This window comes from Bradyrhizobium sp. AUGA SZCCT0160 (genome assembly GCF_018130105.1).
In the GTDB taxonomy this organism is placed as follows: Bacteria; Pseudomonadota; Alphaproteobacteria; order Rhizobiales; family Xanthobacteraceae; genus Bradyrhizobium.
The window spans coordinates 105,877-128,611 of sequence record NZ_JAFCMD010000001.1; the positions used below are offsets into that span (position 1 = coordinate 105,877).

The 22,735-nt window shown below is 60.0% G+C and carries 22 protein-coding genes and 2 pseudogenes; 8 read left to right on the top strand and 16 right to left on the bottom strand.

All coding sequences use genetic code 11. The annotated features are described in order from the left end of the window. Position 1: 1 nt before the first annotated feature. The 5 genes from JQ558_RS00490 to JQ558_RS00510 all read right to left on the bottom strand — a co-directional run bounded on the left by JQ558_RS00490 (position 2) and on the right by JQ558_RS00510 (position 5,753). Positions 2–1,075 (bottom strand): branched-chain amino acid ABC transporter permease, encoded by a 1,074-nt coding sequence (locus tag JQ558_RS00490; RefSeq protein WP_212292510.1) that lies wholly within the window; start codon positions 1,073–1,075, stop codon positions 2–4. A gap of 12 nt (positions 1,076–1,087) precedes the next feature. Continuing rightward, the gene (locus tag JQ558_RS00495; RefSeq protein ID WP_212292511.1) at positions 1,088–1,954 is read right to left on the bottom strand and encodes an ABC transporter permease subunit; all 867 of its coding nucleotides are present in this window, start codon (positions 1,952–1,954) and stop codon (positions 1,088–1,090) included. A gap of 110 nt (positions 1,955–2,064) precedes the next feature. Beyond that, positions 2,065–3,303 (bottom strand): urea ABC transporter substrate-binding protein, encoded by a 1,239-nt coding sequence (locus tag JQ558_RS00500; protein ID WP_212292512.1) that lies wholly within the window; start codon positions 3,301–3,303, stop codon positions 2,065–2,067. A gap of 33 nt (positions 3,304–3,336) precedes the next feature. Further along, entirely contained in the window at positions 3,337–4,335 is a 999-nt protein-coding gene (locus JQ558_RS00505; RefSeq protein ID WP_212292513.1) for an acetamidase/formamidase family protein, read from the bottom strand. A gap of 17 nt (positions 4,336–4,352) precedes the next feature. Beyond that, on the bottom strand, positions 4,353–5,753 hold the full coding sequence (locus tag JQ558_RS00510; protein WP_212292514.1) for an amidase: 1,401 nt from the start codon (positions 5,751–5,753) through the stop codon (positions 4,353–4,355). A 421-nt stretch (positions 5,754–6,174) separates the two neighbouring features. Here JQ558_RS00510 and JQ558_RS00515 point away from each other — a divergent pair, with 421 nt between their 5' ends. Beyond that, a complete protein-coding gene (locus tag JQ558_RS00515; protein ID WP_212292515.1) occupies positions 6,175–7,350 on the top strand; it encodes a transporter substrate-binding domain-containing protein in 1,176 nt (391 codons plus the stop codon). After that, positions 7,347–7,934 (top strand): ANTAR domain-containing response regulator, encoded by a 588-nt coding sequence (locus JQ558_RS00520; RefSeq protein ID WP_212292516.1) that lies wholly within the window; start codon positions 7,347–7,349, stop codon positions 7,932–7,934. Before JQ558_RS00515 ends, JQ558_RS00520 begins: the two co-directional genes overlap by 4 nt. A gap of 5 nt (positions 7,935–7,939) precedes the next feature. Here JQ558_RS00520 and JQ558_RS00525 read toward each other — a convergent pair whose 3' ends face one another. From JQ558_RS00525 to JQ558_RS00540, 4 genes are all read right to left on the bottom strand, one after another. After that, positions 7,940–8,245: a putative quinol monooxygenase gene (locus tag JQ558_RS00525; RefSeq protein ID WP_212292517.1), complete on the bottom strand. Its 306-nt coding sequence runs from the start codon at positions 8,243–8,245 to the stop codon at positions 7,940–7,942. A gap of 122 nt (positions 8,246–8,367) precedes the next feature. Next, positions 8,368–8,670: a hypothetical protein gene (locus tag JQ558_RS00530; RefSeq protein ID WP_212292518.1), complete on the bottom strand. Its 303-nt coding sequence runs from the start codon at positions 8,668–8,670 to the stop codon at positions 8,368–8,370. A gap of 70 nt (positions 8,671–8,740) precedes the next feature. Further along, entirely contained in the window at positions 8,741–9,181 is a 441-nt protein-coding gene (locus tag JQ558_RS00535) for a Crp/Fnr family transcriptional regulator (RefSeq protein WP_212292519.1), read from the bottom strand. A gap of 237 nt (positions 9,182–9,418) precedes the next feature. Continuing rightward, a complete protein-coding gene (locus JQ558_RS00540) occupies positions 9,419–9,688 on the bottom strand; it encodes a hypothetical protein (protein WP_212292520.1) in 270 nt (89 codons plus the stop codon). A 432-nt stretch (positions 9,689–10,120) separates the two neighbouring features. Between JQ558_RS00540 and JQ558_RS00545 the strand changes: the two genes are divergently transcribed. Continuing rightward, a complete protein-coding gene (locus JQ558_RS00545) occupies positions 10,121–10,351 on the top strand; it encodes a DUF6894 family protein (protein ID WP_212292521.1) in 231 nt (76 codons plus the stop codon). 387 nt (positions 10,352–10,738) lie between these two features. Here JQ558_RS00545 and JQ558_RS00550 read toward each other — a convergent pair whose 3' ends face one another. After that, the gene (locus JQ558_RS00550) at positions 10,739–11,029 is read right to left on the bottom strand and encodes a biotin/lipoyl-containing protein (protein WP_212292522.1); all 291 of its coding nucleotides are present in this window, start codon (positions 11,027–11,029) and stop codon (positions 10,739–10,741) included. A 29-nt stretch (positions 11,030–11,058) separates the two neighbouring features. Between JQ558_RS00550 and JQ558_RS00555 the strand changes: the two are divergent. Then, positions 11,059–12,419, top strand: a pseudogene (locus tag JQ558_RS00555) (IS1182 family transposase). 300 nt (positions 12,420–12,719) lie between these two features. Here JQ558_RS00555 and JQ558_RS00560 read toward each other — a convergent pair. The 5 genes from JQ558_RS00560 to JQ558_RS00580 form a co-directional block, all read right to left on the bottom strand. Continuing rightward, positions 12,720–13,175 (bottom strand): autotransporter outer membrane beta-barrel domain-containing protein, encoded by a 456-nt coding sequence (locus JQ558_RS00560; RefSeq protein ID WP_409410472.1) that lies wholly within the window; start codon positions 13,173–13,175, stop codon positions 12,720–12,722. Positions 13,176–13,363: 188 nt separating this feature from the next. Further along, positions 13,364–15,106, bottom strand: a complete 1,743-nt coding sequence (locus JQ558_RS00565) for a methyl-accepting chemotaxis protein (RefSeq protein ID WP_212292523.1) — start codon at positions 15,104–15,106, stop codon at positions 13,364–13,366. A gap of 745 nt (positions 15,107–15,851) precedes the next feature. Continuing rightward, positions 15,852–16,574: a GntR family transcriptional regulator gene (locus JQ558_RS00570; RefSeq protein WP_212292524.1), complete on the bottom strand. Its 723-nt coding sequence runs from the start codon at positions 16,572–16,574 to the stop codon at positions 15,852–15,854. Between the two features lie 54 nt (positions 16,575–16,628). Continuing rightward, positions 16,629–18,224, bottom strand: coding sequence for a GMC family oxidoreductase (locus JQ558_RS00575; protein ID WP_212292525.1), 1,596 nt, complete (start codon positions 18,222–18,224; stop codon positions 16,629–16,631). Between the two features lie 18 nt (positions 18,225–18,242). Beyond that, the gene (locus JQ558_RS00580) at positions 18,243–19,370 is read right to left on the bottom strand and encodes a mandelate racemase/muconate lactonizing enzyme family protein (protein WP_212292526.1); all 1,128 of its coding nucleotides are present in this window, start codon (positions 19,368–19,370) and stop codon (positions 18,243–18,245) included. 109 nt (positions 19,371–19,479) lie between these two features. On the opposite strand from JQ558_RS00580, the gene JQ558_RS00585 reads away from it, so the two are divergent. Genes JQ558_RS00585 through JQ558_RS00595 form a run of 3 tightly spaced genes read left to right on the top strand, consistent with a single transcriptional unit; the run spans position 19,480 to position 22,089 of the window. Next, the gene (locus JQ558_RS00585) at positions 19,480–20,250 is read left to right on the top strand and encodes an ABC transporter permease (protein ID WP_212292527.1); all 771 of its coding nucleotides are present in this window, start codon (positions 19,480–19,482) and stop codon (positions 20,248–20,250) included. Beyond that, positions 20,247–21,068 (top strand): ABC transporter ATP-binding protein, encoded by an 822-nt coding sequence (locus JQ558_RS00590; RefSeq protein WP_212292528.1) that lies wholly within the window; start codon positions 20,247–20,249, stop codon positions 21,066–21,068. Before JQ558_RS00585 ends, JQ558_RS00590 begins: the two co-directional genes overlap by 4 nt. A 25-nt stretch (positions 21,069–21,093) precedes the next feature. Continuing rightward, on the top strand, positions 21,094–22,089 hold the full coding sequence (locus JQ558_RS00595) for an ABC transporter substrate-binding protein (RefSeq protein WP_212292529.1): 996 nt from the start codon (positions 21,094–21,096) through the stop codon (positions 22,087–22,089). Between the two features lie 13 nt (positions 22,090–22,102). On the opposite strand, the gene JQ558_RS00600 is transcribed toward JQ558_RS00595, so the two are convergent. Further along, complete coding sequence (locus tag JQ558_RS00600) at positions 22,103–22,492, bottom strand: hypothetical protein (RefSeq protein WP_212292904.1); 390 nt, start codon at positions 22,490–22,492, stop codon at positions 22,103–22,105. Here JQ558_RS00600 and JQ558_RS38250 point away from each other — a divergent pair. Next, a pseudogene (locus JQ558_RS38250) lies at positions 22,388–22,654 on the top strand (Bug family tripartite tricarboxylate transporter substrate binding protein); the annotation flags it as partial. The gene JQ558_RS00600 and the pseudogene JQ558_RS38250 overlap by 105 nt on opposite strands. Between the last annotated feature and the right edge of the window lie 81 nt (positions 22,655–22,735).

Genomic DNA, 22,735 nt, shown 5'->3' on the forward strand with positions numbered 1-22,735 from the left:
ATCAGCTCTCTTCCGGTTGCAGGCGGCTGGTGTCCGCCAGGACGAGTTTTGAGCCGCGCCGCCGGCGCGCGCTCCATCGATCCGCGACAAACTTGCCGACACCGAGCACAAAGCCCTGCGGCGCCAGCATCACGGTGGCGAGCAGAAGGCCTCCCATCAGCACCAGCGCGGCCTGCTGGCTATAAACCGTGATGGTCTGGAAGCCGAACAGCAGCAGGAACGAGCCCACCAGCGTCGCGGTCAGATCGCTGCGTCCGGAAAATGCGACCCACACGATCGGCATGGCCGCTGCCGGCAACCCGATGCTCGATGGGGTAATGAACTGACCCCAAGCCGTATAGAGGGCACCGCTCAGGCCCGCGAGCCCGCTTCCAATTATGAATGTGAGCAATTGATATTTGCGGACATCGTAACCGAGCATTTCAGCGCGCTGCGGATTCTCACGCGTGGCGACGATCACGTTGCCGATACGCGAATTGACCAGCATACGCAGCGCGAGGTAAACGATCACGATCAGCGCCACCATCACGTAGTAAAGCGCAACCCCCTCGATGTAGAAATCGCCGATGGCGAGCGGATCCATGCCCTTCATGCCGTTGAAGCCGTTCAGCCGTGCGGAGCCGATACGCCATTCCGGCCCGGCCGTCTGCCCAAGGAAGAACGCCAGCACCAGCGTCGCCGACAGGGTCACGATACCAAAGAAGATTCCGCTGATGCCGCCCCAGATCATGAAGTAGCCGAGTATACCTGCCGCGATCATCGCAATGACTATCGACAGGACGAGCGCAACGATCGTCGTCGATCCACCTCCCATATTGATGGCCAGCACGCCATAGGCGTAACCTGAGATGCCGAAGAAGAGCGTCTGGCCGAACGACAGCATGCCGCCATATCCCCACATCAGGCAGAGACCGAGCGCCATGAAGATCCAGATGAAGAAATAGGAGAAGTTGCCGACATCATAGGCGTCCGCAAAGACCGGATAGATCAGCGCGGCTGCCAGCACGACGAGGAAACAGGACCAGAACGTCGGTCCCCTTCCCAGGGTCTGCGAACCATCAAGCAACTTGAACATCAATTCTCCCGATTAGCGGCCACGACGGACCAACACACTGGAAATGCCTTCGGGCAGGACGCGAATGATCAGGATGACGGCAAACAGCATGCCGATCTGGCCGATGATCTGCCCATAGGTTGCATTCAGCGCCATTCGAATGATCGCCAGGAACACGGCGGCCGGCGCCGTTCCGAGCAGGACATTTGCCCCGCCGACGACGACAGTGACGAAGCTCTCCACCACAAACGTAGCACCCATCGTCGGGATCAACGTCATGGTCGGTGCGTAAAGCGCGCCACAAAGACCCGCGAGCCCCGCGCCGATGCCGAAACTAATCGCATAGATACGTCCCGTGCGCGCACCAAGCGCCCTTGCCATTGCGGCGTTCTGCATCGTCGCCCGGGCCATCACCCCAAAACGCGTCTTCATGAAGGTCACGTAGAGACCGACCAGCACGGCGATCGCGCAGGCAAACAGCACAAGGCGATACGTCGAGAAGGTATAGCCGCCGATCGCAAAGCTGCCCTCCGGCGTGCCGATGCCGGTGATCGACGATCCCACGATCAGCAGCATCGATTGCGTGACGATCAAGCTGAGGCCCCAGGTCGCGAGCAGGGAATCCAGCGGCCTTTTGTAGAAGCGCCGCACCACGAGGTATTCGACGGCAACGCCGATCAACCCCGCCGTCAACGCGGCAAGCGCTTGCGCGATCGGGAGCGGCACGCCGAGCTTCACCAGTCCGACCGTTACATAGGCGCCGCACATGATGAATTCGCCATGCGCCATGTTGATGACGCCCATCATGCCGAACACGATGGCAAGGCCCGCCGCAGACAGGATCAGAAACGCAAAGACGTCAGCGAACTGATAGAATACCGAGAATAGTTCAGCCGACATCCTGTCCTCCTGCCCCTTCATGGCGCCGCATCGTTGCGGCGCCCATGTAGTTCCACATCATGACGCGAATGGGCACGATTGCAGGAGCAAGATTCGTGCCCATCAACGTGTCACGACTTCTTGGGAAGATGACTCGGCGTGTACTGATCCTTGTCATTCTTCTTGGTGAGGTCGCAGCCGATCTCACCGAGCCAATACGGCTTGATCGTTCCGTAGTCCTTCTCGACCTTGACCTCATGCTGGGGCCCAACCGAGATCAAACGCATGCGGTGAGACGTATGCTGGCTCTTCGGGTCGATGCAAACCTGGCCTTCGGGCGCTTCGATGCAGGCTTCGCCCGTGGCGATCACCTTGCGCATATCCTCCAGCTTGATCGACTTCGCCTTCTCGACCAGCATCTTGTACATATAGAGGGTGTTGTAGGCGTTGTAGCCCATGTCGTTGATGTAGAGTTCATCGGCGAATTTCGCGCGCCAGCGCTTTTTGAAATCGTTGGCTTCAGGCGTATCGATCTCCTCGAACCAGTTCGCGGTCGCATGCATATTGTTGAGCGCCGGCGGCTTGAACCGCTTGTGCTCGAAGCCGAGCATGACCTTGATCGACGACCCCATCGGCAGGTTGAGCTTGGCTGCGGCGGCCTGCTCGAAGAACGAGTCCTGGGCTGCGCCGACATTGATCGTCAGGATCCAGTCCGGCTTTGCCTTCTGTATGTTCTGGATCGTCTGCGCGAACTGTGAAACGCCAAGCGGAATGAATTCTTCTCCGGCGACCTCGCCGCCGAGGTCCTTCATGATCTTCCGGTTCCACTCCGCCGAGATCTGACCGAAATTGTAGTCGGCGGCGATGACGTAGACCTTCTTGCCGAACTTTTCGACCATCCAGGGGATCAGCGTCGAGAACTGCTGCTCGGGCACCGCCCCCATGCTGATCATGCTGGCGTCGCACACGCCGCCTTCATACTGGTTGGTATAGAAGTACGGCGTGGTCGTTCGGTCGATGATCGGCCGGATGGCCTCGCGAGAAGCAGACGTGATGCCTCCGATCAGAACGTCGACCTTGTCGCGGCTGAGAAGACGCCGCGCAAATTCCTGATAGCGGGCGTTGTCGCCCTGCGGATCGAGATGGATGAGCTCGATCTGTCGTCCGAGAATGCCGCCCTTCTTGTTGATTTCTTCGACGGCAAGCTGCGAACCGCGGAGTTTCGGCATTCCCATGAATGCAAGATCGCCGGAGACGTCTTCGAGCAGGCCGACCTTCAAGGGAGGTTCGGCTGCTTGGGCGGCACCGCATGTCGCTACCCCGAGTATGGCACCAAGAAGCGCAGATCTGAGCAGGTGTCCTGACTTCATAAAAGTATCCCCTTCGTTGAAAGCTGGTGGAGGTCACGCCTTGAGATAATTTTTCAGGATCGACGCACCCATCGTGTATTTCGGGTCGACCATGTTGCCGAGCCGCATTCGCCCGGCCTGGCTGAGCAACATGTACGCGCCGATCTCGTCGAAGCCGTAGTCCGCGCTCATCCATCGCGTGAGTTCGCGATAGGCGATGCGCGCCGCATCCTCGAGCGGGCGTGCGCTGCCGATCGTCATGATGAAGTCGCGGGTCTCCAGACGCGGCCAGGCGAAGCTCCAGTTCTTGATCAGATCGACCTGGAGTGTGACCGTCGCACGCTGCTCAAGCGCCACACCGGAGAGTTCGCCGTCCCCCTGTGTTGCATGGCAGTCACCGACGTAGAGAAGCCCGCCCTCGGTATGCACGGGCAGATAAAGAACGGCTCCGGGGCCGACGTCGGGCAGGTCCATGTTGCCGCCGTGATAGTCCGGCTGCAGGGAGGAGATCGCCTCGATCTCGGGCGACACCCCAATCGTGCCGATGAACGGCTCGTAGGGCAGCGTGATCTTGTCGCTCCATCGCACGCCGTTCCTGTCGACATGCAGCTTGCGTACACGTTCGGGCAGCGGTGGATTCAGCATCGCCGTGGAACTGGTCCCGACCAGCCCGCCGAACTCGGGGATGATGCAGGTTGTTCCGGCCGGTTGCTCGCCGCGCGTCTCGACGTCGCGGATATAAACCGCGAGGCAATCGCCCTTTTTGGCGCCCTTGACCGCAATCGGACCGCATTGCGGATTGAGGTATGGAAAGTTCAACTTCGCGGTCGGGCTGTCGCTCTCGCTCGTGAGCGCACCGCCGAACGCATCCTCGGTTTCGACCACGACGACGCCCCCGGGATCGATCGACAAGGTCGGCTTTGCATAGGGCCCGTAGACGTAGTGAAAGCCTCCCTGCTCCTCGATCGTCAGGCTATGCCGTGCGCCAGCCACACCCTTGGCGACGGCTCGCTTCGCCATGATGGAACTCGTCAACCAATCTTCAACTGTCATGCGAACGATTCCTTTGATCAGAGAGCAGGATGGCGTGTGTGCCAATCGGTGACGCGCTGGAACGCGTCGCCGGCACGAACGAGACCCGCTTCATCGAAGTGGCGGCCGACGAACTGGAAGGCGACAGGCCCGCCGCTTTGGGCGAAGCCGCCCGGAAGCGTAACGGTCGGACTTCCGGTCATGTCGAACGGGCAGGTAAAGCGCAGCAACCCGGCAATCAGCGACGCGTCTTCGCCGAGCGCGGCCATCTTGGCGAGCGTGGGCGCGGCGAAGGCCTGGGCCGGTACGGCGATGAGATCGACCGATTCAAAGAGCAGCCGCACCGCGCCGCGAAACGCTTCGCGCCGCAGCACGATCTTCTGATAATCGGCGCCGGATTGCGCAAGGCCAAGGTCGAGCAGTCCCGCAAGTCCGGGGCCATATTCGTCCTTGCGCGACGGATAGGTCGCCTCGTGCGCCACCGCCGCCTCGACGCCGCAAAGCGGAAACCAGTCATCGACAACCGCCTTGGCGTCCGGGAAATTGATCTCGCTGATCTTCGCGCCTAATTCTGCCGCGGCCCGCAGACCCTCGCTCAGAACCTTGCTTGCGGCCTCATCGGTTCCTTCGCTGGTCCAACGCCGATCGACGCCGATCGTAACGCCCCGCAGATTGCCCGGCAGGCCCGCGAGATAATCCGGCACGGGCAACGGCACCGCCGTGGTATCCTTGGCATCCTGGCCTGCGATCACACCCAGCATCGCACCGCAATCGACTGCATTGCGCGCCATCGGTCCTATGTGATCCAGCGTAGCCGCGAGTTCGAATGCGCCGTAGCGGCTGACCCGCCCCCAGGTCGGCTTCAGCCCTGTGACGCCGTTGGCCGCCGAAGGAAACCTGATCGATCCACCGGTGTCGGTTCCAAGAGATCCGAAACAAAGGCCGGCCGCTGTCGCGGAACCAGAGCCGCTCGAGGATGCGCCCGTCCACAATTCCGCGTTCCACGGATTCTTCGGCGGATCGATTTTCGGGTGGTGATCAGCATAGGCGCCTTCGGTCTGCTGCAGCTTGCCGAGGATAACCGCGCCGGCATCCTTCAGACGCGCGACGACCGTAGCATCCTCGTCGGGGCGGAAGCCGCGATGGATGGTCATGCCATGCGCGGCCGGCGCACCCTTGACCCAACACAGATCCTTGATCGCTACCGGCACGCCGTGCAGTGACCCCCTGACCTTCCCGGCCGCAATTTCCTTTTCGGCAACGGCCGCCTCCGCAAGCGCGGAATCCGCCATGACATGGGCGTAGCTCTTGAGCTTGCCATCGAGCCGTTCGATCCGGTCGAGCATCGCCTTCGTCACCTCAACCGGTGACAGCTTCTTCGCGTGTATCTGCTGCCCGACCTCGACTAATCCGAGGTAAGAAATATCTGTCGCTGCCATGGCCTGTCGTCCCCCCGCCGTCGTGTTCCCAAGTGCGTCCGCGGCTCTGTCACCGCGCAAGCACCACCGGCTTGGCGACACGCTTGCATCGCCAACCTTCTGTTGCGGCAAAAGAAAAAAGCCACCCGCCCCTCAGAATGAGGTGACGAATGGCTCTGATGCCGCAGCTATGATCTATCGCATGGACCCTGGATCGAACGGAGCATCGAAAGCAGGGATCGGGACGTCATCGGCCCGATCGAAGCAAGCAAGGTTCGACAGGAAGCCCTGTGGGAGAAAGTCTAAGTTCCTGCCCTACACATTGTCAACGAGAGAGGATGCACAAATTTCGCAGGCCTCATGCGCAGCAATTGTGCAAGACTTCCTGCACTGGCATCGGCCATGATGAACTCCCAAGGCGTCGCGCTGTCGAAAGGCATCAATGACAAAGCCATCGGTTCCAGTTGGCATCATATGTTCGCAGTCCGGGCCCTATCACGCCATGGGGCGTGAGATTCTCAAGAGCGCCTTGATGGCAGTCGACGAGATCAACAGTCATCCTGATTTCGACTTCTCACTCACGGCGCATGTTCGCGACCCCCACGGCGTCATTTCGGAATATCACACGGTTTGTGACGATCTCATTCGCAATGCGGGCGTCGAGCACATCATCGGCTGCTACACCTCGGCATCGCGCAAGCAAGTGCTGCCGATCGTTGAACGCACCGATCGCCTGCTCTGGTATCCGGCGCGTTACGAAGGGTTCGAATGTTCCGACAATGTCATCTATGTCGGCGCGTCACCCAACCACAACGTCCTGCCGCTCGTGCGGTATATGCTCGACAATATATCGCGTCAGGTTTTCTGCGTCGGGTCCAACTATGTCTGGACATGGGAAACCAATCGCGTCACACGCGAACTGGTAACGGCGGCGCAAGGATGCATCCTTGCTGAACGGCTGCTCGAGCTGGGCGAGAGCGCGGTGGGGCATATCGTCGACGAAATCATCCGCCGCAAGCCGCCGGTCGTCTTCAATACGCTGGTGGGAAGTTCGAGCTACGATTTCATCCGCGCTTTTCATGCCGCCACCACGGCAGCCGGTCTCGACATTCCGATGCTGAGCTGCAGCCTCTGCGAACCGGAACTCAAGATCGTTGGACCCGCATCTGCCGGATGCATCACCTCATCAGCCTATTTCGAGAGCATCCAACTGCCCGAGAACCGTGCTTTCGTCGAGCGCTGGAAGTCGCGCCATGGTGAAGCCAGCAGCCCTTCCGTCGACGGGCAATCCGCCTATGTCGCGGTCTACCTGCTGGCGCGCGCGCTCAGTCGGGCTGGCACCTCCAGCATCGGTGAAGTGCGGCGTGCGGCCGCAGGCTATCGTTATAACTCACCGCAAGGGCCGGTCTGGATCGACGGTGACAACAACCATTGCGTCCTTACGCCGCGACTGGCCGTCTCCAACGCGCAAGGACAATTTGATCTCTTCTGGGAAGCAGACGCGCCGGTCAAGCCGGATCCCTATTTGACGCAGCTCGATGTCGCCGCCGGACCTGCTCGCGAAACATCAAGGGCCGAAGCTTCGCCGATTGCGTCTCATTTGCGGGTGGTGAAATGAGCAAGCCTTCTTCATTCTCCCTCCGCGGGCGCAGAGCGCTGGTCGCCGTCAAGGACGAACGTGACCTGTCGATCGTCAAGCGACAGTTCGAACGCCTGGGTATCGACATCTTCACATGGGAAACGGGTGACGCCCTCGAATGCCGCCCGGACGTGGCGCTGATCGACGATGAATTCCTGCCGCTCGCCTCGCCCGCGCAACGGGCCTTGCCCGGACAATGCCCCGTCATCGCCCTGCTAGGCACGGAGACGCCAAGCCGGCTGAAACTGGTGCTGGAACTCGACCCGGCGTCGTTTCTCGTCAAACCGCTGCGGTCCGCAGGCATCTATGCCGCGCTGGTCCTGGCGTTCGAGCGGGCCGAACGCACTAACGAGCTGAAGCAACAAGTCGTCAAGTTGGAAGAGCGCCTTCGCTCGCGTCGAGTCGTACTTGCTGCCGTGCTTCAGGTGATGCATTCGCACGCCGTCGCCGAACCCGCCGCTTTTGCGCTGATCCGGCGGGCCGCCATGGAGCAGCGCAAGACAATCGAGCAGATGTCCGCCGAGATCGCGGCAAACGGCAGCTTGCCCCGCGCGACCGGATAGGTTCATCAGTCGTTGGACTTCGCGGAACGTTCCATACCCGTCACGAGCGTGACGTCACCGTCGATCATGGGCTTGGCTATTCCGAAGAAGCGCGCGACAGCCTCGGAATTGTTGTGCCGATCCATTGCCGGTCGATCCAGATAGCGCTCGTAGGTCGTGAACACGCACGGGTCCGTCGCATCCTGCGACACGTAGTAGCCGATCGTCGCCGGCTCATTTGCACGCACGCTGCTGACGACATCGAGCAGCGCCTCCAGCATGGCGGCCTCGCACCCCTGCTTGACCCGCATAATCGCGGTGATGGTCAACATCTCGCTTCTCCGTAGATGATTGGCGGTGCCTGATCAACTGCTAGCTCGCACCCCGTCGAATGCCAACTGTCGCGAAGCAGATGGTCTATGCCAAGCAGATTCGATGACTGATCAGGGCGTCTTCATTTCGAATCCCGGGTCTCCGATGCCCAGATTTCAAGAAAGCTAAGCCTTCTCTTGCCGGTCGTGATGGCCTTCCCAGCCCCTGCCGGCGCGAACCCATGCAAGAACAATTCGACGGCCATATCCGCAAATTCCTGCGGACCGATCGCGCCCTTGGGGTCGTACCAGGTGTAGGTGTAGTTGATGATGCCGAACAGGATCATCGTATAGATCTTTTTGGTGCGCCTGACGATCTTGCCTTCGGCGTCGAGCCAGACCAGGAGATCGGTGACAATGTCGACGAGCTGCCGCTTAAGGTCCATCCGTTTGGCAAGAAAGAGGCTGATGAGGCCGACCTGTACGTCGCGGCTTGGGTTGCGCCAGCCAAATTCATCATGTCGCTCCCACGGGTTCTAAAAGATGATCAAGCAAATGTTTCTGAACCCAACTGTTATGGTCAGACAAATAATCAAAGAACATTCTTGCAAATCTGGGCTGACGATAAATCGTGGAAAGCATTGCTTCTTTTGTAACTGAGGTAATTCGGCAGTCACCTATCGCCGTGGCTGAAGCGATCCGCACGGGCACGTCGTGCAAGCACGCTTCTCCGAAAAACTGTCCTTTCTGCGCTGTTCCTAGCGAAGTCTCTAAGCCATGTTCGGATTTGGTGGTAACCCTCACGCTACCGTGTTGAACGAAGAAAACAAAATTGGCGTCTTCGCCCTGATTGTAGATTTTTTGATTGTCTTTGTAGTTGGCGGTGCTTCGACCAGTGCTGACCTGTACGAGCAAGCGATGAGCGTCAATATGGTCGGCCCAAAATTGCGGTTCCATGGGATCGCTCCGTTTGAGACGGGAGCACAACACTCTCAGTCACCGGGGGGTAGCCAAAAATTGCGGTTGTGCAGACACAACACTTTTGGTTGTGGACCGTTCCCCGCCAGCTCGGCATGGTTTATTTCGTAAATTCAAATTTGGCCACCGCCGTTTCAAACTAGGTCACTAAGGGTCGAAACACACCCCTGGCTCGATTGGAATGGGTGACTATCGGGAGCGCAATCGAAAGGCCGCTCATCTCGTGGGAATAATCATTTTTAGCGCTTCATCGCCCACCGGCGTTATGCAGTAGGTTCTGCCGTCTCGTTGTTTCGCGATCCAGCCCTTCATTAACATTCCCGCAATGACCAGCTTTCCTGCTGGTTGCATTTGTTCCGGCCGAACTCCGCGCGTGAAGCTCATTCTTTGTAACGCCGTGCGTTCTTTGACGTGTGGAATATGGCTAGGGCGCGCGGGCATTTTATTTCCCTTCGAGTTCTCGGCGGCCGATACTTCGGAGTACATACTCCGGAACCGCAGCTGCCTGGGCTGTCTGGATAACGTGTGCCTGCCTGGAAGGTCCCCTATAATCTGAAGTAGGAACGGAACACGCCGGGCCTGTTTAGAGCCCAGGCTGCAGCACGCCGCTGCGGGCTGTAGCGCGTCCTGGTCCCCTGCCACGGCCGTGTCGATTAGAGACTTCCGACGCCTGGACAACGCCAGCTTCGGGGACGGCATTGCCGTTCGAGTGTAGCAACACGATCCTGAAAATTGGCCATGGTCCTCATCATTGTAGGGACGTCCAACCGGTGAGAGGAATGGCCTAACGCGAGGCCCCGCCTGGAACAGCGTGTCATCGAGCATCCGGCTAACCGCTTGTTGTCACCTTGGCGAACTCAGTGGCCTTTTTCGCGGAACAATGCCGTCTGCAAGTGCTTGGCAATCCAGAGGTTACCAATGCCACGCTACATTTTTGATGTTAAAAACGGCCACAGGCTTTTTGATGCGTCGGGCTTTGTTTGCGACAACGATACCGCTGCAATCATCAGGGCGGCAGTGATCGCCATGGGCGTTTCACTCGATAAGCCCGAAGACGAGCGTCGCATCGCTGTTATGAACGATGCAGGGAGCGAGATTGGCACCGTGCCCGTATATTCCAAGCCTTCGTACAAAAATCCCGCCAAATAAGTTGATGCTACGTCGGCGCTTGCAGTTGACCGTGAAGCCAGCCGTTTGTTCTGGGACAATTCATCGGATCGGCCGAGTCGGCTACAGCTTGGTGGGCGTGGTCGCAAGTCGCGCACTCGAACGACCGGATATGGAAACCACAGGGACCGGGTGTGATCCGTCCCAGCATCCTTGCTGCTTGGCAGGTCGGACATAATGGTCGGCGATTCAACATGGCGTACGCCCTTCACAGGCGGGAACGTAGAGCTCTCAGTCACCGGTAGATGCCGTGTCGGGCGCCGATGGGACCATATGACGCCCGCAGCGCACAAAGCCTTGGTCAATATTGCTCACGTCGACAAAGAACTTAAGGCGTCGTTAGCGATTTAAGACGCTGCCGGATTCAAATTAGAACAAACTGCCATCAAATACGGACAGCACACAAACTGAGGCGGCGAAGACCGCTATTTCCTGGCCCTCGCGCAGGTGCACCCTCGGCGACGAGAATCTTGACCACTCGGCCCGCTTCGGGCGCACGACGGGTATCTCCATCTTCATGGATTTGAGGATCATGATGGTGTCGTCGGCTTCCAACGCGTCGCCGGCCTGAACCGCGATTTTCCAGACTGTGAATGGCTGCTTTGCGCCGATTGTGTTGAAAAACTCGACTGTTGAAGCCGAAGGAGATCGCTGATTCATTTCCCCTTAGTGGGTGGAGACTTGAATCGATGATTGGTCCTCGGCAGGTCGACCAGGCGGCCCTGTTTTACGAGTTCTCACTTGAGCGACATGTTCCGGCCGGCCACCTGCTGAGGTCGATCGATCGCTTTGTCGATTTGTCAGAAGTTCGGAGCCATCTGGCGCCATTTTATAGCTCGACCGGCCGACCTTCGATTGATCCCGAACTGCTCATCCGGATGCTGCTGGTTGGCTACTGCTATGGCATTCGCTCCGAACGGCGGTTGTGCGAGGAGGTGCACCTGAACCTCGCCTACCGCTGGTTCTGCCGGCTCGGCCTCGATGGCGAGGTGCCGGACCACTCGACCTTCTCCAAGAATAGGCATGGCCGCTTCCGCGATTGCGATCTGCTGCGCAAGCTGTTCGAGACCGTGGTCCGACGCTGCATGGCAGAAGGGCTGGTTGATGGGACGGCCTTTGCGGTCGATGCCAGCCTGATTGCTGCTGATGCCAACAAGCAGCGCTCTTCTGCCGGGTCTGATGATATCGACTGGGAGGCTGTCGCCAGGACGCGCCGATCCGTCCGGGAATATCTCGATACCCTGGATGAGGCTGCCTGGGGCGCAGCCAGCGAGACGGTACCGAAGTTCATCTCCAGATCGGATCCGGCCGCGCAATGGACCGGCGCTCACAAAGGGCATGCCTTCTTTGCCTACGCCGATAACTACCTGATCGACCTGAAGGCGGCGATCATCGTCGATGTCGAGGCGACACGAGCTATCCGGCAGGCCGAGGTCGGTGCGGCACGCACAATGATTGAGCGCACCGAAGATCGCCTTGGGCTCTGTCCCGAGCGCTTGGCCGCCCACAGTGCTTACGGCTCAGCTGAGATGCTGGGGTGGCTGGTTAACGAGCACGCGATCGAGCCGCACATTCCGGTGTTCGACAAGTCGGCCCGCGACGATGGGACGTTCTCCCGCGAAGACTTCGCCTACGATCAGGAACACGATCTCTACATCTGTCCCGCCGGCAAGGTGCTGAGCTCTACCGGAACTCTGGTGAATGATGGGCAACACTGCTCTACCGCGCCAGCAAGTATGACTGCGATGCTTGCGAACTGAAGCCGCGGTGTTGTCCGAAAATGCCTGCCCGCAAGGTCCCGCGTTCAATCCACGAACAGGCCCGAGACGTTGCGCGCGACATCGCGAAGACCGATGCCTATGTCAGGTCGCGCCGTGAACGGAAGAAGATCGAAATGCTGTTCGCGCATCTGAAGCGCATCCTGCGCCTCGATCGGCTTAGGCTGAGAGGTCCATTTGGTGCTCAAGACGAGTTCCTGCTGGCTGCCACCGCCCAGAACCTCCGAAAGCTGGCAAAGCTGATCCCGCTGCCCGTCCCAACGCCGGCCTGAGAGCAAACAAACTCACGCGCGCCCTGATTACTTACAACATCCCAAACATTTGAGCCGCCGACTTCTTCAACACAATCCGCCAAAAGCGGCCTGTCGTGAGCAGACGTTTGAAAAACGGTACTTCGCCTTCGAGAAACAGATAGCCTTCCAGGCGAAGATCGCCGGACGGAAGCACCGGGAGGCGGATCCTTGATGAGTAGGCGTCCTTCTTGTAGTCGGTGTCGAAGTCTTCCCAACCTGCACCGTTGACAAAGCTCCCGTGTACGAGAACGACCGCTAATGCTTGAGCTTGAGGCGCCGCTACGGGTTTGGGATAATAGGCACTAGGACGTAGGAACCTCTGGCGGGGCCGTGAGCCCGGCAGTGTCTGGAACGGAGCGGCGATGCTGCGGTCCGGGTTGAAGTCGTGCGCCTAGGCGGCGCAGCCGCGCAGTCAGGACCGCGCTCGTCATCGCAAAGGACTCGTCGGTGCGAAGGCCAAGTTCGCTGTGGGTGGTTGCTGCCAAGGATCGCCTGTTCGGCATAGGCCGGCAGATCGAACGTTGTGAGCTGGCCCGCCGCGTATGGTGTCCATCCAAAACCCTGCGCAACGAATCGATAGCCGCCTTCGATCCGGCCGGACCATGCGTTGGCTTTGGATTCGGCGCGTAGCCGAACGACGCCGGCTACCGTCGCGGTGCGATCGGTGGTGATTTCCTGCCGACCATACGCCAGCGCCCCGGTCAGCGAGACCGATGTTGTGCCGGATGAACGCACCAGCCTGGAACAGTCGGAGCGTTCGACTCCCGCGACCTAGCAAGCCTTGCCGATCCATTTTTCAAGTGGCAGCTGCTTAATCTCGCGGCTCGGCACGAAAAGAAGCCTCCGAAAACCGGTCCCCTGCCGCCAGCGTCGATCAACCTACAAGCTGACGCTGACTGTTAGAACGCCTTTTGCCACCGTCGTCATGCCGCGCGCACCGAGTCAAGGAACTTGCCGACCTCGAGCTTGAGGCGGTTGCTGTCCTGGGAAAGCGACTGCGCGGCCGAAAGTACCTGAGCAGACGCCGACCCGGTCTCGCCGGCGCCGCGCTGCACGTCGATGATGTTGGCGGAGACTTGCCCTGTGCCCTCGGCGGCCTGCTGCACGTTACGGGAGATCTCCTGCGTCGCCGCGCCCTGTTCTTCTACCGCGGCGGCAATGGTCGATGAGATTTCCGACAATCTTTCGATGGTGCCGCTGATCTCCTTGATCGCGGCCACCGAATCCTCGGTCGCGGTCTGGATGCCGGTGATCTGCTGACCGATTTCACCGGTGGCCTTCGCGGTCTGCTCGGCCAGCGCTTTGACTTCGGCGGCCACAACCGCAAAGCCGCGGCCGGCCTCGCCGGCGCGCGCCGCCTCGATGGTGGCATTGAGCGCCAGCAGATTGGTCTGGCCTGCGATGGTGTTGATGAGTTCCACGACGTCGCCGATGCGACTTGCGGCTTTCGACAATTCGCTGACGCGATCGGTGGTAGTACGAGCCTGGTCGACGGCCTCGCCGGCCATCCGCGCCGATTCCTGCACCTGGCGGCTGATCTCGTTGACGGACGACGACAACTCTTCGGTGGCCGATGCCACGGACTGCACGTTGGTGGAAGCTTCTTCGGAAGCCGCCGCCACCGTGGTGGTGACTTCCTGCGCCCGTTCGGCGGTCTTCGTTAGCACGCCCGCGGAGGCCTCCAGTTCGGTCGAAGCCGACGACACGGTCTCGACGATTTCGCCGACCGCGCCCTCGAAATCGTCCGCGAGCTTGATCATATCGGCTTTGCGCTGCTGGGCGACGACCTGATCCTGCTTGACCTTGGCCTCGGCTTCGTCGCGGGACTTTTGCTCCGAGACGATCTTGAATTTTTCGACGGCGCCCGCGACGCCACCGACTTCATCCTTGCGGCCAAGGCCGGGCAGCACGACAGCAAAATTGCCGCCGGCGAGTTCTTCCATCGCAACTGTCAAAGAGCGCATCGGACGAGCGATGGTGACGAAGGAAAACACCCAAGTGGCCAACAGCAGCACAATCGAACAAATGCCGATGGCCAGCGAGACCCGCTCGGCGGCGGCCATTTCACGCGCCGCTTCGGCATTTTCCTCTTGCGCCCTTTGCTTGGCGAAATCAGCGATCTGATTGGCGAGCTTTTCAATTTCAGCCGCGATCGGAAGGGTCACCTCACGGGCAATGCGAATCGCCTCGCCCTTCAGCTTTGCAACCTGTGCGTCCGAACTGGCCCCCGCCGCGCCGAGGCCGATCGCTTCACCGATCACTGCCGCGATCTGGTGTCCTCCCTTACTATAGTCGACGGCCAACCCCTTAAGCTTTCCGACGCGCGCGCGATTTTCGCTGGATTGAGACAGTCTCGACATTTCGTCCGCGAACTTTTCGACCGACTTCAACCGTTCATCGAGGTAGCCCTTGGCTTTCTGCAAATCCGCCAAAGTGCTGGCGAGACGGAGGTCACGGATGCCGATCTGCATGCCACGGAGCGAAGCCTTGGCGTCGATGGCATCACGCGAAATCGTCTGCTGGACGAGTGCACTCTGATAGGTTTGACGCACCCCGGCATTGCCGTAGATCTGACTGGCAATCATGGAACCGAGCAGCAAGACGCCGAGTGCCGACGTGATCGCCAGCTTAGTCCCGATCCGCAAATTTTGGATGATCCGCATCATTGTACCTGCCCAACGTTCAAGGTGCATTCCCCACGCGAGCGCAACCACCCGCGCTCACCAGCGACCGAACCAAGCTACAATTCCGACTTGCTGCTTTGGTTAACGCGGGACCGTAGGACTACTGAAAAAACAAAGAATGACCGCCAAAGACGTCGTGAAACGGCACCTATCGCGAAGCTCGAACACGAAATGCAAGCTGTGATTTAACCAAGAAGGTTGAGGCAGGTTCGCTGCAAACGACAACCGGCGCGCCAGTTCGCGGGCCGCCTGAACGGTTACTACCGGGCCGAGCAGGCCGAGGGACATCAAGATGGCAGCCCTCGCGAAATGCGGGCGCGATCGCTCAGGTCTCCTTATCGCGCCGCTAGGCGCGAAGCGAACGACCGCTTTGCGCCACAAGCGGCTAATCCATAATCGTTCATTCCGTGATAGAGGGACTGCCTTTGATCGTGCGACGCTGAAGAAACCGAGTATGGACAAGGCGCCCGCGTCCCGAACGCGGCTTTCGCTACGGGAGTGTCGGTATCGGTGGTCGGTCACTAAGTGTTGCCCTCCGAATGCCGATCAAAAAAATGGAGATGGACTTGAGCGGAAGCCTTGAAAGCCTCTTCGAGAGCCGAAGTCCTCGTCACCGTCGATCGGGCCACCACCGCGGCGAACCGGAACAGTCATTGAGACCCAAGTACTGAGACCCTTGGCGAAAACTCCAACCGAGAAATTACGAACTTTTTTCATTTGCCCGCACTCACGGCCGCAGATCCATGTCAATCCGGATGAAGTCCCCGCGATAGGTCACTTCCCCGAGATAGATCACAGTCCGATCGGCGGTGGTGAAAATCCGCCTGACCTCGGCCACCGGAGAGTTCAAGGGGACCTGCAACAATTTTGCGACCTCGAGATCCGCCGTGCCGATCGTCAGCGTCTGCCGCGCGCTGCTGATCCGCGGATCGCGCATATCCTTCAGGATCGGAATCACCGTCTCCTTGCGGAAACGTTTTGGGTATTTGCGGAATATTTTTTCGTCGAGGTAGATCGAGATCACGCAATAGGGCCGCTTGTTGCGCGAGTGGACGCGGCGCATGAACACATAATGCTCCGCCGGCTTGCCGTCGGTGGGAAGCACGGGCGCCTCGGTACGGCTTTCCGAGATGTTGATGATTTCAGGCGACGTATCGCGGTAAACCTCGGCGAGGTCGGAAAGCGTCGTTTCAACCTTGAGCCAGCGATCCTGCTTCAAGGTACCGGTGACGAAGGTACCGCGGCCTTGTTGAGCTTCGATAATCCCATCCCGCGCCAGCAGATCGACCGCCTGCCGGATGGTAACGCGGGAGACGCCGAACTCGGTGGCGAGCAACTCGTTCGCTGGCAACCGCACGCCCTGTGCCCAAATTCCGCGCGCGATCCGCTGACGAAAAATATCGGCAATCTGTGCGTATTTGGGAACGTGGCTATCTGAAATTAGATCCATCATGGCCTCAACCTGCACGTTTGACGCTCCGGTCGGATACCGGCAGAAAGCGATTCACGACGTGATCAGGGCGGCGCCCCTCTCCCCGATCATCAGGCTGCTCGCATTGGTATTGGCCGACGTGATCAGCGGCATCACCGAAGCGTCGATCACGCGCAGGTTTTCGACTCCACGCACCCGCAATTGCGGGTCGAGCACCGATCGATCATCGCTGCCCATACGGCAGGTGCCGACGCAATGAAACACTGTTCCTCCGGTGGTCCGCGCAAAATCCCAAAGGCCTTCCGGCGCGTCGACCGCCTCGCCCGGCACCATCTCGACATCCCAGAGATCGCGAAACGAAGGCTGCCGATATATGTCTCGCAGCATCCGAAGGCCGGCAACAATGGTTTTGCGGTCGATTTCCTCGGCAAAATAATTCGGCTCGATGCGCGGCTGGTCGAACGGATCCGCCGATCGGATCGCCAGCCGCCCGCGCGATTCTGCGTGACACTGCCAAACCGATGCCGTGAAGCCGGAATAGCTGTGCAAGGGGTCGCCAGGCTTGTCGACCGACAGCGGCATCACATTGAACTGCACATCGGGGCGCCCACCGACGGCGTGCTCCGTGCAGGCGGCGCCACCCACCTGCCCCGCGCCGACGGTCAAAGGACCGCTGCCAGCGAACATCCATTGTAGACCCATCCTAGCAAGCTCGACCGGGTTGCGCACCTGATCGTTCAGCGAGATGCGCTGCTTCAATCGCACGATCAACCGCGCCTGATAATGATCCTGTAGATTGCCCCCAACCTCCGGTGAGTCCGCGACGACCGGAATGCCGAACCCGCGCAGTAAATCCGCCGGACCGACGCCTGAAAGTTGCAGGATTTGCGGGGACTGCAAGGCACCCGCCGATAGAATGACTTCGCGATCGGCGGTGGCGCTGAACGGCCGAGCGTCCTTGATCCAGTCAACACCTGTCGCCACAGATCCCTGAAACGTTACCTTGCTGACCTGCGCACCGGTGATGACGGTCAGGTTTGGGCGATGGGCCGCTGGCCGCAGGAATGCCGATGCCGAACTGGTTCGCCAATGCCGGCCAATTCCGAGCTGGTAGCTGCCGACCCCGAACGTCGTTTCCCCGTTGAAATCGGGATTGCGCGGCAATCCGAATTCGACACCGGCTTGCACCCAAGCCTTGGAGGCGACGTTGTTGTTGCGCAGGTCCGACACCTCGAATTCGCCGAGGCCACCGTGATATTGGCTTTCGCCGCCGGAATAGCGCTCATAGCGGCGGAAGTACGGCAACAGATCACGATAGCTCCATCCCTTCGCACCGAGCCGCTCCCAGTCGTCGAAATCGTCATGCTGACCGCGTATGAAAATCAGGCCATTGATGGACGAGGATCCGCCAAGCACGCGGCCGCGTGGCCAGATAATCGAACGGCCGCCGGTCGTCTCGCTCGGCTCAGTCTTGAACAGGCGAGAAAAGCGCTCGTTGTAGATGGTCCGGTAGTAACCGACCGGGAGCTTGAGCCAGAAATTGCGATCGGACCCTCCGGCCTCCAGCAGCATCACGCGGCAGGACGGATCGCCCGACAACCGGTTCGCGACTACGCAGCCGGCCGATCCGGCGCCGACGATGATGTAGTCATATCCCTGAGCGGCCATCGAATTCTTTCCGCCGGATCAGGCTGTCCGATACGCATCGATCGACGACAGATCAGGCTCGATCCCGAGGCCCGGCGCATCGCTCAGCGTCACCATACCATCGCTGATGTCGGCGACCGGACCGCAGAAGCGGTCGCGCAGCGGGTTGTCGTTTGAATCGACTTCCAGCAATCCGTCGCCGCCTACTCCAGCCAGCAAATGCGCTGATGCCAGCAGACCGATGCCGCCGCCGAGATAATGCGGACAGAACGTCTTGCCTGATTTCAAGATGTCGCGGGCAATCCCGGCGCAGACGCTCAGACCGCCCCATTTGGCAATGTCTGGCTGGACGACGCGCAGCACGTCGTCGCCGATCGCCTGCTCAAAACCGGCACGGCTTGCAATATTCTCACCCGCTGCGAGCGGCACGTCGGTGGCTCGACGCAGGCGTTGCCATTCCTGCCACGGCCGGTCGGCCCGGATCGGCTCTTCGAGCCAGGCGAGCGCGAATTCGCCTAGATGAGGTGCGACGTCCAGCGCCTGTTCCACCGACCAGGCTTGGTTGGCATCGGCGGCGAGCATGCCGTCGCCGATCAGTTGACGAAGCGACTTGAGGTTGGCGCAGTCGGCGGCAAGATCGAAGCCGACCTTCAATTTCAGCGCGCGATGCCCTCTGTTCAGCGCCGCCTCGGCCATGTGTCGCGAGCCTGTCGGATTGATACCGCTGGCATAGACCCGGATCTGGCCGCTGTTACCGCCGAGCAGCTTCCACAGCGCGATATTGCGGCGCCGTGCATAGAGATCCCACACAGCCAGATCGATTCCTGCGATGGCCTGGGCGAACGGACCCGGCTCGCCGCACTGCAAGGCAACGACGGCGGTGGCTTGCGTCAGCTTTTCCCAGACCTCCTTGGGCTCGCTTGTCACAAATCCGGATAGCAGCGGCGCTAGTACCTCGTTGACCAGCCGCGCGCGGTGTTCGGCGCCGGTCGAGGGAAAATTCGCCCAGACCTCGCCCCAGCCGGCGTGGCCGTCATCATCTTCAACCCGCACGAACACTGCCGGCCGATTCAGCATCCGGCCGAACGAGGTGACGACCGGCGTCGATAACGGATAGCGATACGAGAAAGCCTCGAGCTTGCGGATGGCAAAGGTGGGTGATGTCATTTCTGCGTCCGAAGGCACGATTTGAGGCCGCGACCGCCTCTTGTATGGTCCTCCTATTTATAATATGACTTAGCCCTTATCAACCGGAATTACCGCCGGAAGGAACGAAATGGTGGGCAGTGTCGCGAGACGCTTCTTGCTCGGGCTCGCGCCGTGGGTCGGCGCCATCGCACTGTGGTACGCCGTGCGCTGGAGTGGATTCGTCAATCAATCGCTGATACCGGCGCCGCATCAGGTGGCCGCGAAATTCGTCGAGCTGCTGCTGACTGAGGGGCTGCTGGTCGATGTCTTTGCTTCGACGCGCCGGGTTTTTTTGGGCGTCATGCTCGGTATTCTCGCCGCGGTTCCAGTCGGCTTCCTGCTCGGATGGTACCGCTCGGCCCGCACCTTCGCCGATCCGATGATCAATTTCTTTCGCGCTCTTCCGCCGATCGCGCTGATCCCGCTGGTGATCGTCTATTTCGGCGTCGATGAAGTGGCAAAACTCGTGATCCTGTTCTACGCCTCGTTCTTTGCCGGCGTGATCGTGATGTATGAGGGCGTATCGCAGATCACCCCGCTCTACATCCGGGTGGCGCAGACGCTGGGTGCCGGCGAATTCGAGATCTTTCGCAAAGTCATCATCCCGCTCACGGTGCCGCATATCCTCACCGCATTGCGCGTCGCGCTCGGCGTGGCCTGGGCAACTCTTGTTGCGTCCGAACTGATCGCGGCGCAGCGTGGGCTCGGCGCGATGATCCAGAACGCCTCGACCTATTTCCTGCTCGACGTCATTTATGTCGGCATCATCTGCATCGGCTGCATTGCCCTGATCATGGACTTGATCCTGCGGCGGATCAGCGCTCGCTTGCTGGTGTGGCAGGAAAGAGCCGTCGCATGAACACGGCCGGCATTCATCGCGCGCAATTCGATGGCGTCTCGCTCGAATTCGACACGCCGAAAGGCAAGCTCAGGGTCGTCGAAGATGTCAGCTACGACATCAATGACGGCGACTTCATCGCCGTGATCGGCCCCTCCGGCTGCGGCAAGACCACGATGATGAGCATGCTGGCCGGCTTCCAGAAACCCACAGCCGGAAAGGTGCTGTTCGACGGACTGCCCGTGAAGGGGCCTGGTCCCGAGCGCGGTGTCATCTTCCAGGAATACGGTGTGTTCCCCTGGCTGACCGTCAAGGAGAACATCGCATTCGGCCTGAAACTCAAGGCCAATCATGTTCCGCCCACCGAGCGCAACCAGATTTGCGAGCATTATCTGGGGCTGATGGGCCTGTCGGATTTCGCCAATTCGTATCCCAAGCACCTGTCCGGCGGCATGCGGCAGCGCCTTGCCATCGCCCGCGCTTACGCGGTGAAGCCGCAGTTTCTCTTGATGGATGAGCCGTTCGGGGCGCTCGACGCCCAGACCCGGGGGAACATGCAGAACCTGCTGCTCAAGGTGCTCGCCACCGAGGGCAAGACCGTCATGCTGATCACACACTCGGTGGAAGAGGCGATCTACCTCGCCTCGCGCATCGTGGTGGTGACGGCACGACCGGCGCGGATCAAGGAGATCATCGACGTGCCCTTCCCGTATCCGCGCGATGAATCGCTGCAGGAACGGCCGGAGTTCGGCGAACTGCGAAGCCACATCAGAGAGCTCGTCATGAGCGAATACCGCGCGCAGCAGGCTCAGCTGCGGCCGGCTTCATTTACGGAATAATCAAAAAGCAAACGGAGGACATGCCATGGATCGACGACAATTTCTGACCACAACCGCCGGCGTCGCGCTCGGCGGCTTTGCGGCTTCCGCACCCGCCCTCGCCCAGGCCAAGACGAAAGTTCGCGTCGGCTATTTGCATACGGTCGCCGTCGACGGGCAGATCTGGACCGGAATGGACCGCGGCACCTTCGAAAAGCAGGGCCTCAATCTGGAGCTGCGGCAGTTCAATACCGGCCTCGAGATTTTCCAGGCCCTGATCGGCGGCAGCCTCGACGTGCTGGCGACCGGCGCGGTGCTGTCGAATTTTCCGGCGCGCGGACAGGGCAAGGTATTTTTGATCAACGACATCGAAGTGGCGACAGCCCATCTCTGGGTGCGGTCCGACCAGGGCATCAAGTCGTTCGCGGATCTGAAGGGCAAACGCATCGCCACGGCGACCGGTACCACCGCCCATGTGTTCCTCGACAAGGCATTGCGCGCCAACAATATCGATCCCAAGGAAGTCGAACTCGTCAACCAGACCATGCCCGCCGCCGTGACGGCATTTATCTCGGGCGCTGTTCCAGCGGTGGCGCTGTGGGTGCCGTTCAATGTCACCGTGCGCGACAAGGTACCGGGCGCCATCAAGCTCGCCGACGCCTCGGCCTACTACCCGCAAGCCGCCATCATCGGTGGCTGGGCGGCAGCCAATGACTACTACGAACCCAACAAGGAGACTTTGGGCAAGCTTATCAAGGGCTGGGCCGAGGCCAATGACTACATCGTCGCCAATCCCACAGAGGCGATGGAAAAACTGCAGAAGGCCCACTACAGCCAGACGCCGTTGGCTGACATCAACGAGTCGTTCAAGGCGCAGAAGATGTTCACGTCGCAAGAGTGGAAGAAGCTGTATACAGACGGCACCGTGACCAACTGGCTGCAGCAGACCACCGACTTCTTCATGGCCAACGCCGGGATCAAGGACTTTACGCCAGCGAGCAAGTATTTCGATCCGAGCCTGTATCTCAAGACCATTGCTTGAGATCGCACAGCTGTCAGTGCACCAGCGGCGAGCGCACGCCGACGACATCGCCGCTATCGCGTTCCGCACCCGATAGCCGCAGTGCTTCAGAACGATTGGAGGATGAGAAGTAATGTTGCTCATGCGTCAAGCGCTGGTATCCGTTTGCGCGCTCTTCATTTGCGTAGCAACGGCCAACGGCCAAACCTACCCCAACCGCGTCATCAAACTGGTTGTCCCGTATCCGGCTGGCGGAGTCGTCGATATCACCGGCCGACTGCTCGCTGACCATCTGCAAAAGGCGCTCAAGGCCACCGTTATCGTAGAGAACAAGGTCGGCGCGGGAGGTACGATCGGCGCTAGCTTCGTCGCAAAGGCCGAGCCCGATGGCTACACGATCCTGCTGAGCGGCGCCGCCACGCATGCGTTCGCGCCCGCACTTTTCAAATCGCTGCCGTACGACCCTGTCAGCGATTTCGCACCCATCACCCAGATTACGGAAGGTTATCTGGCACTAACCGTGCCGGCTGACTCGGGTATCAAGGATGTCGCCAGCTTCGTCAGGACGATGAAGGACAAGGGTGCTTCCAGCAACTACGCCAGCAACGGCCACGGCACCTACCCTCACCTCGCAATGTGCGAAATTCGGCTTGGTGACGCTCCGTTG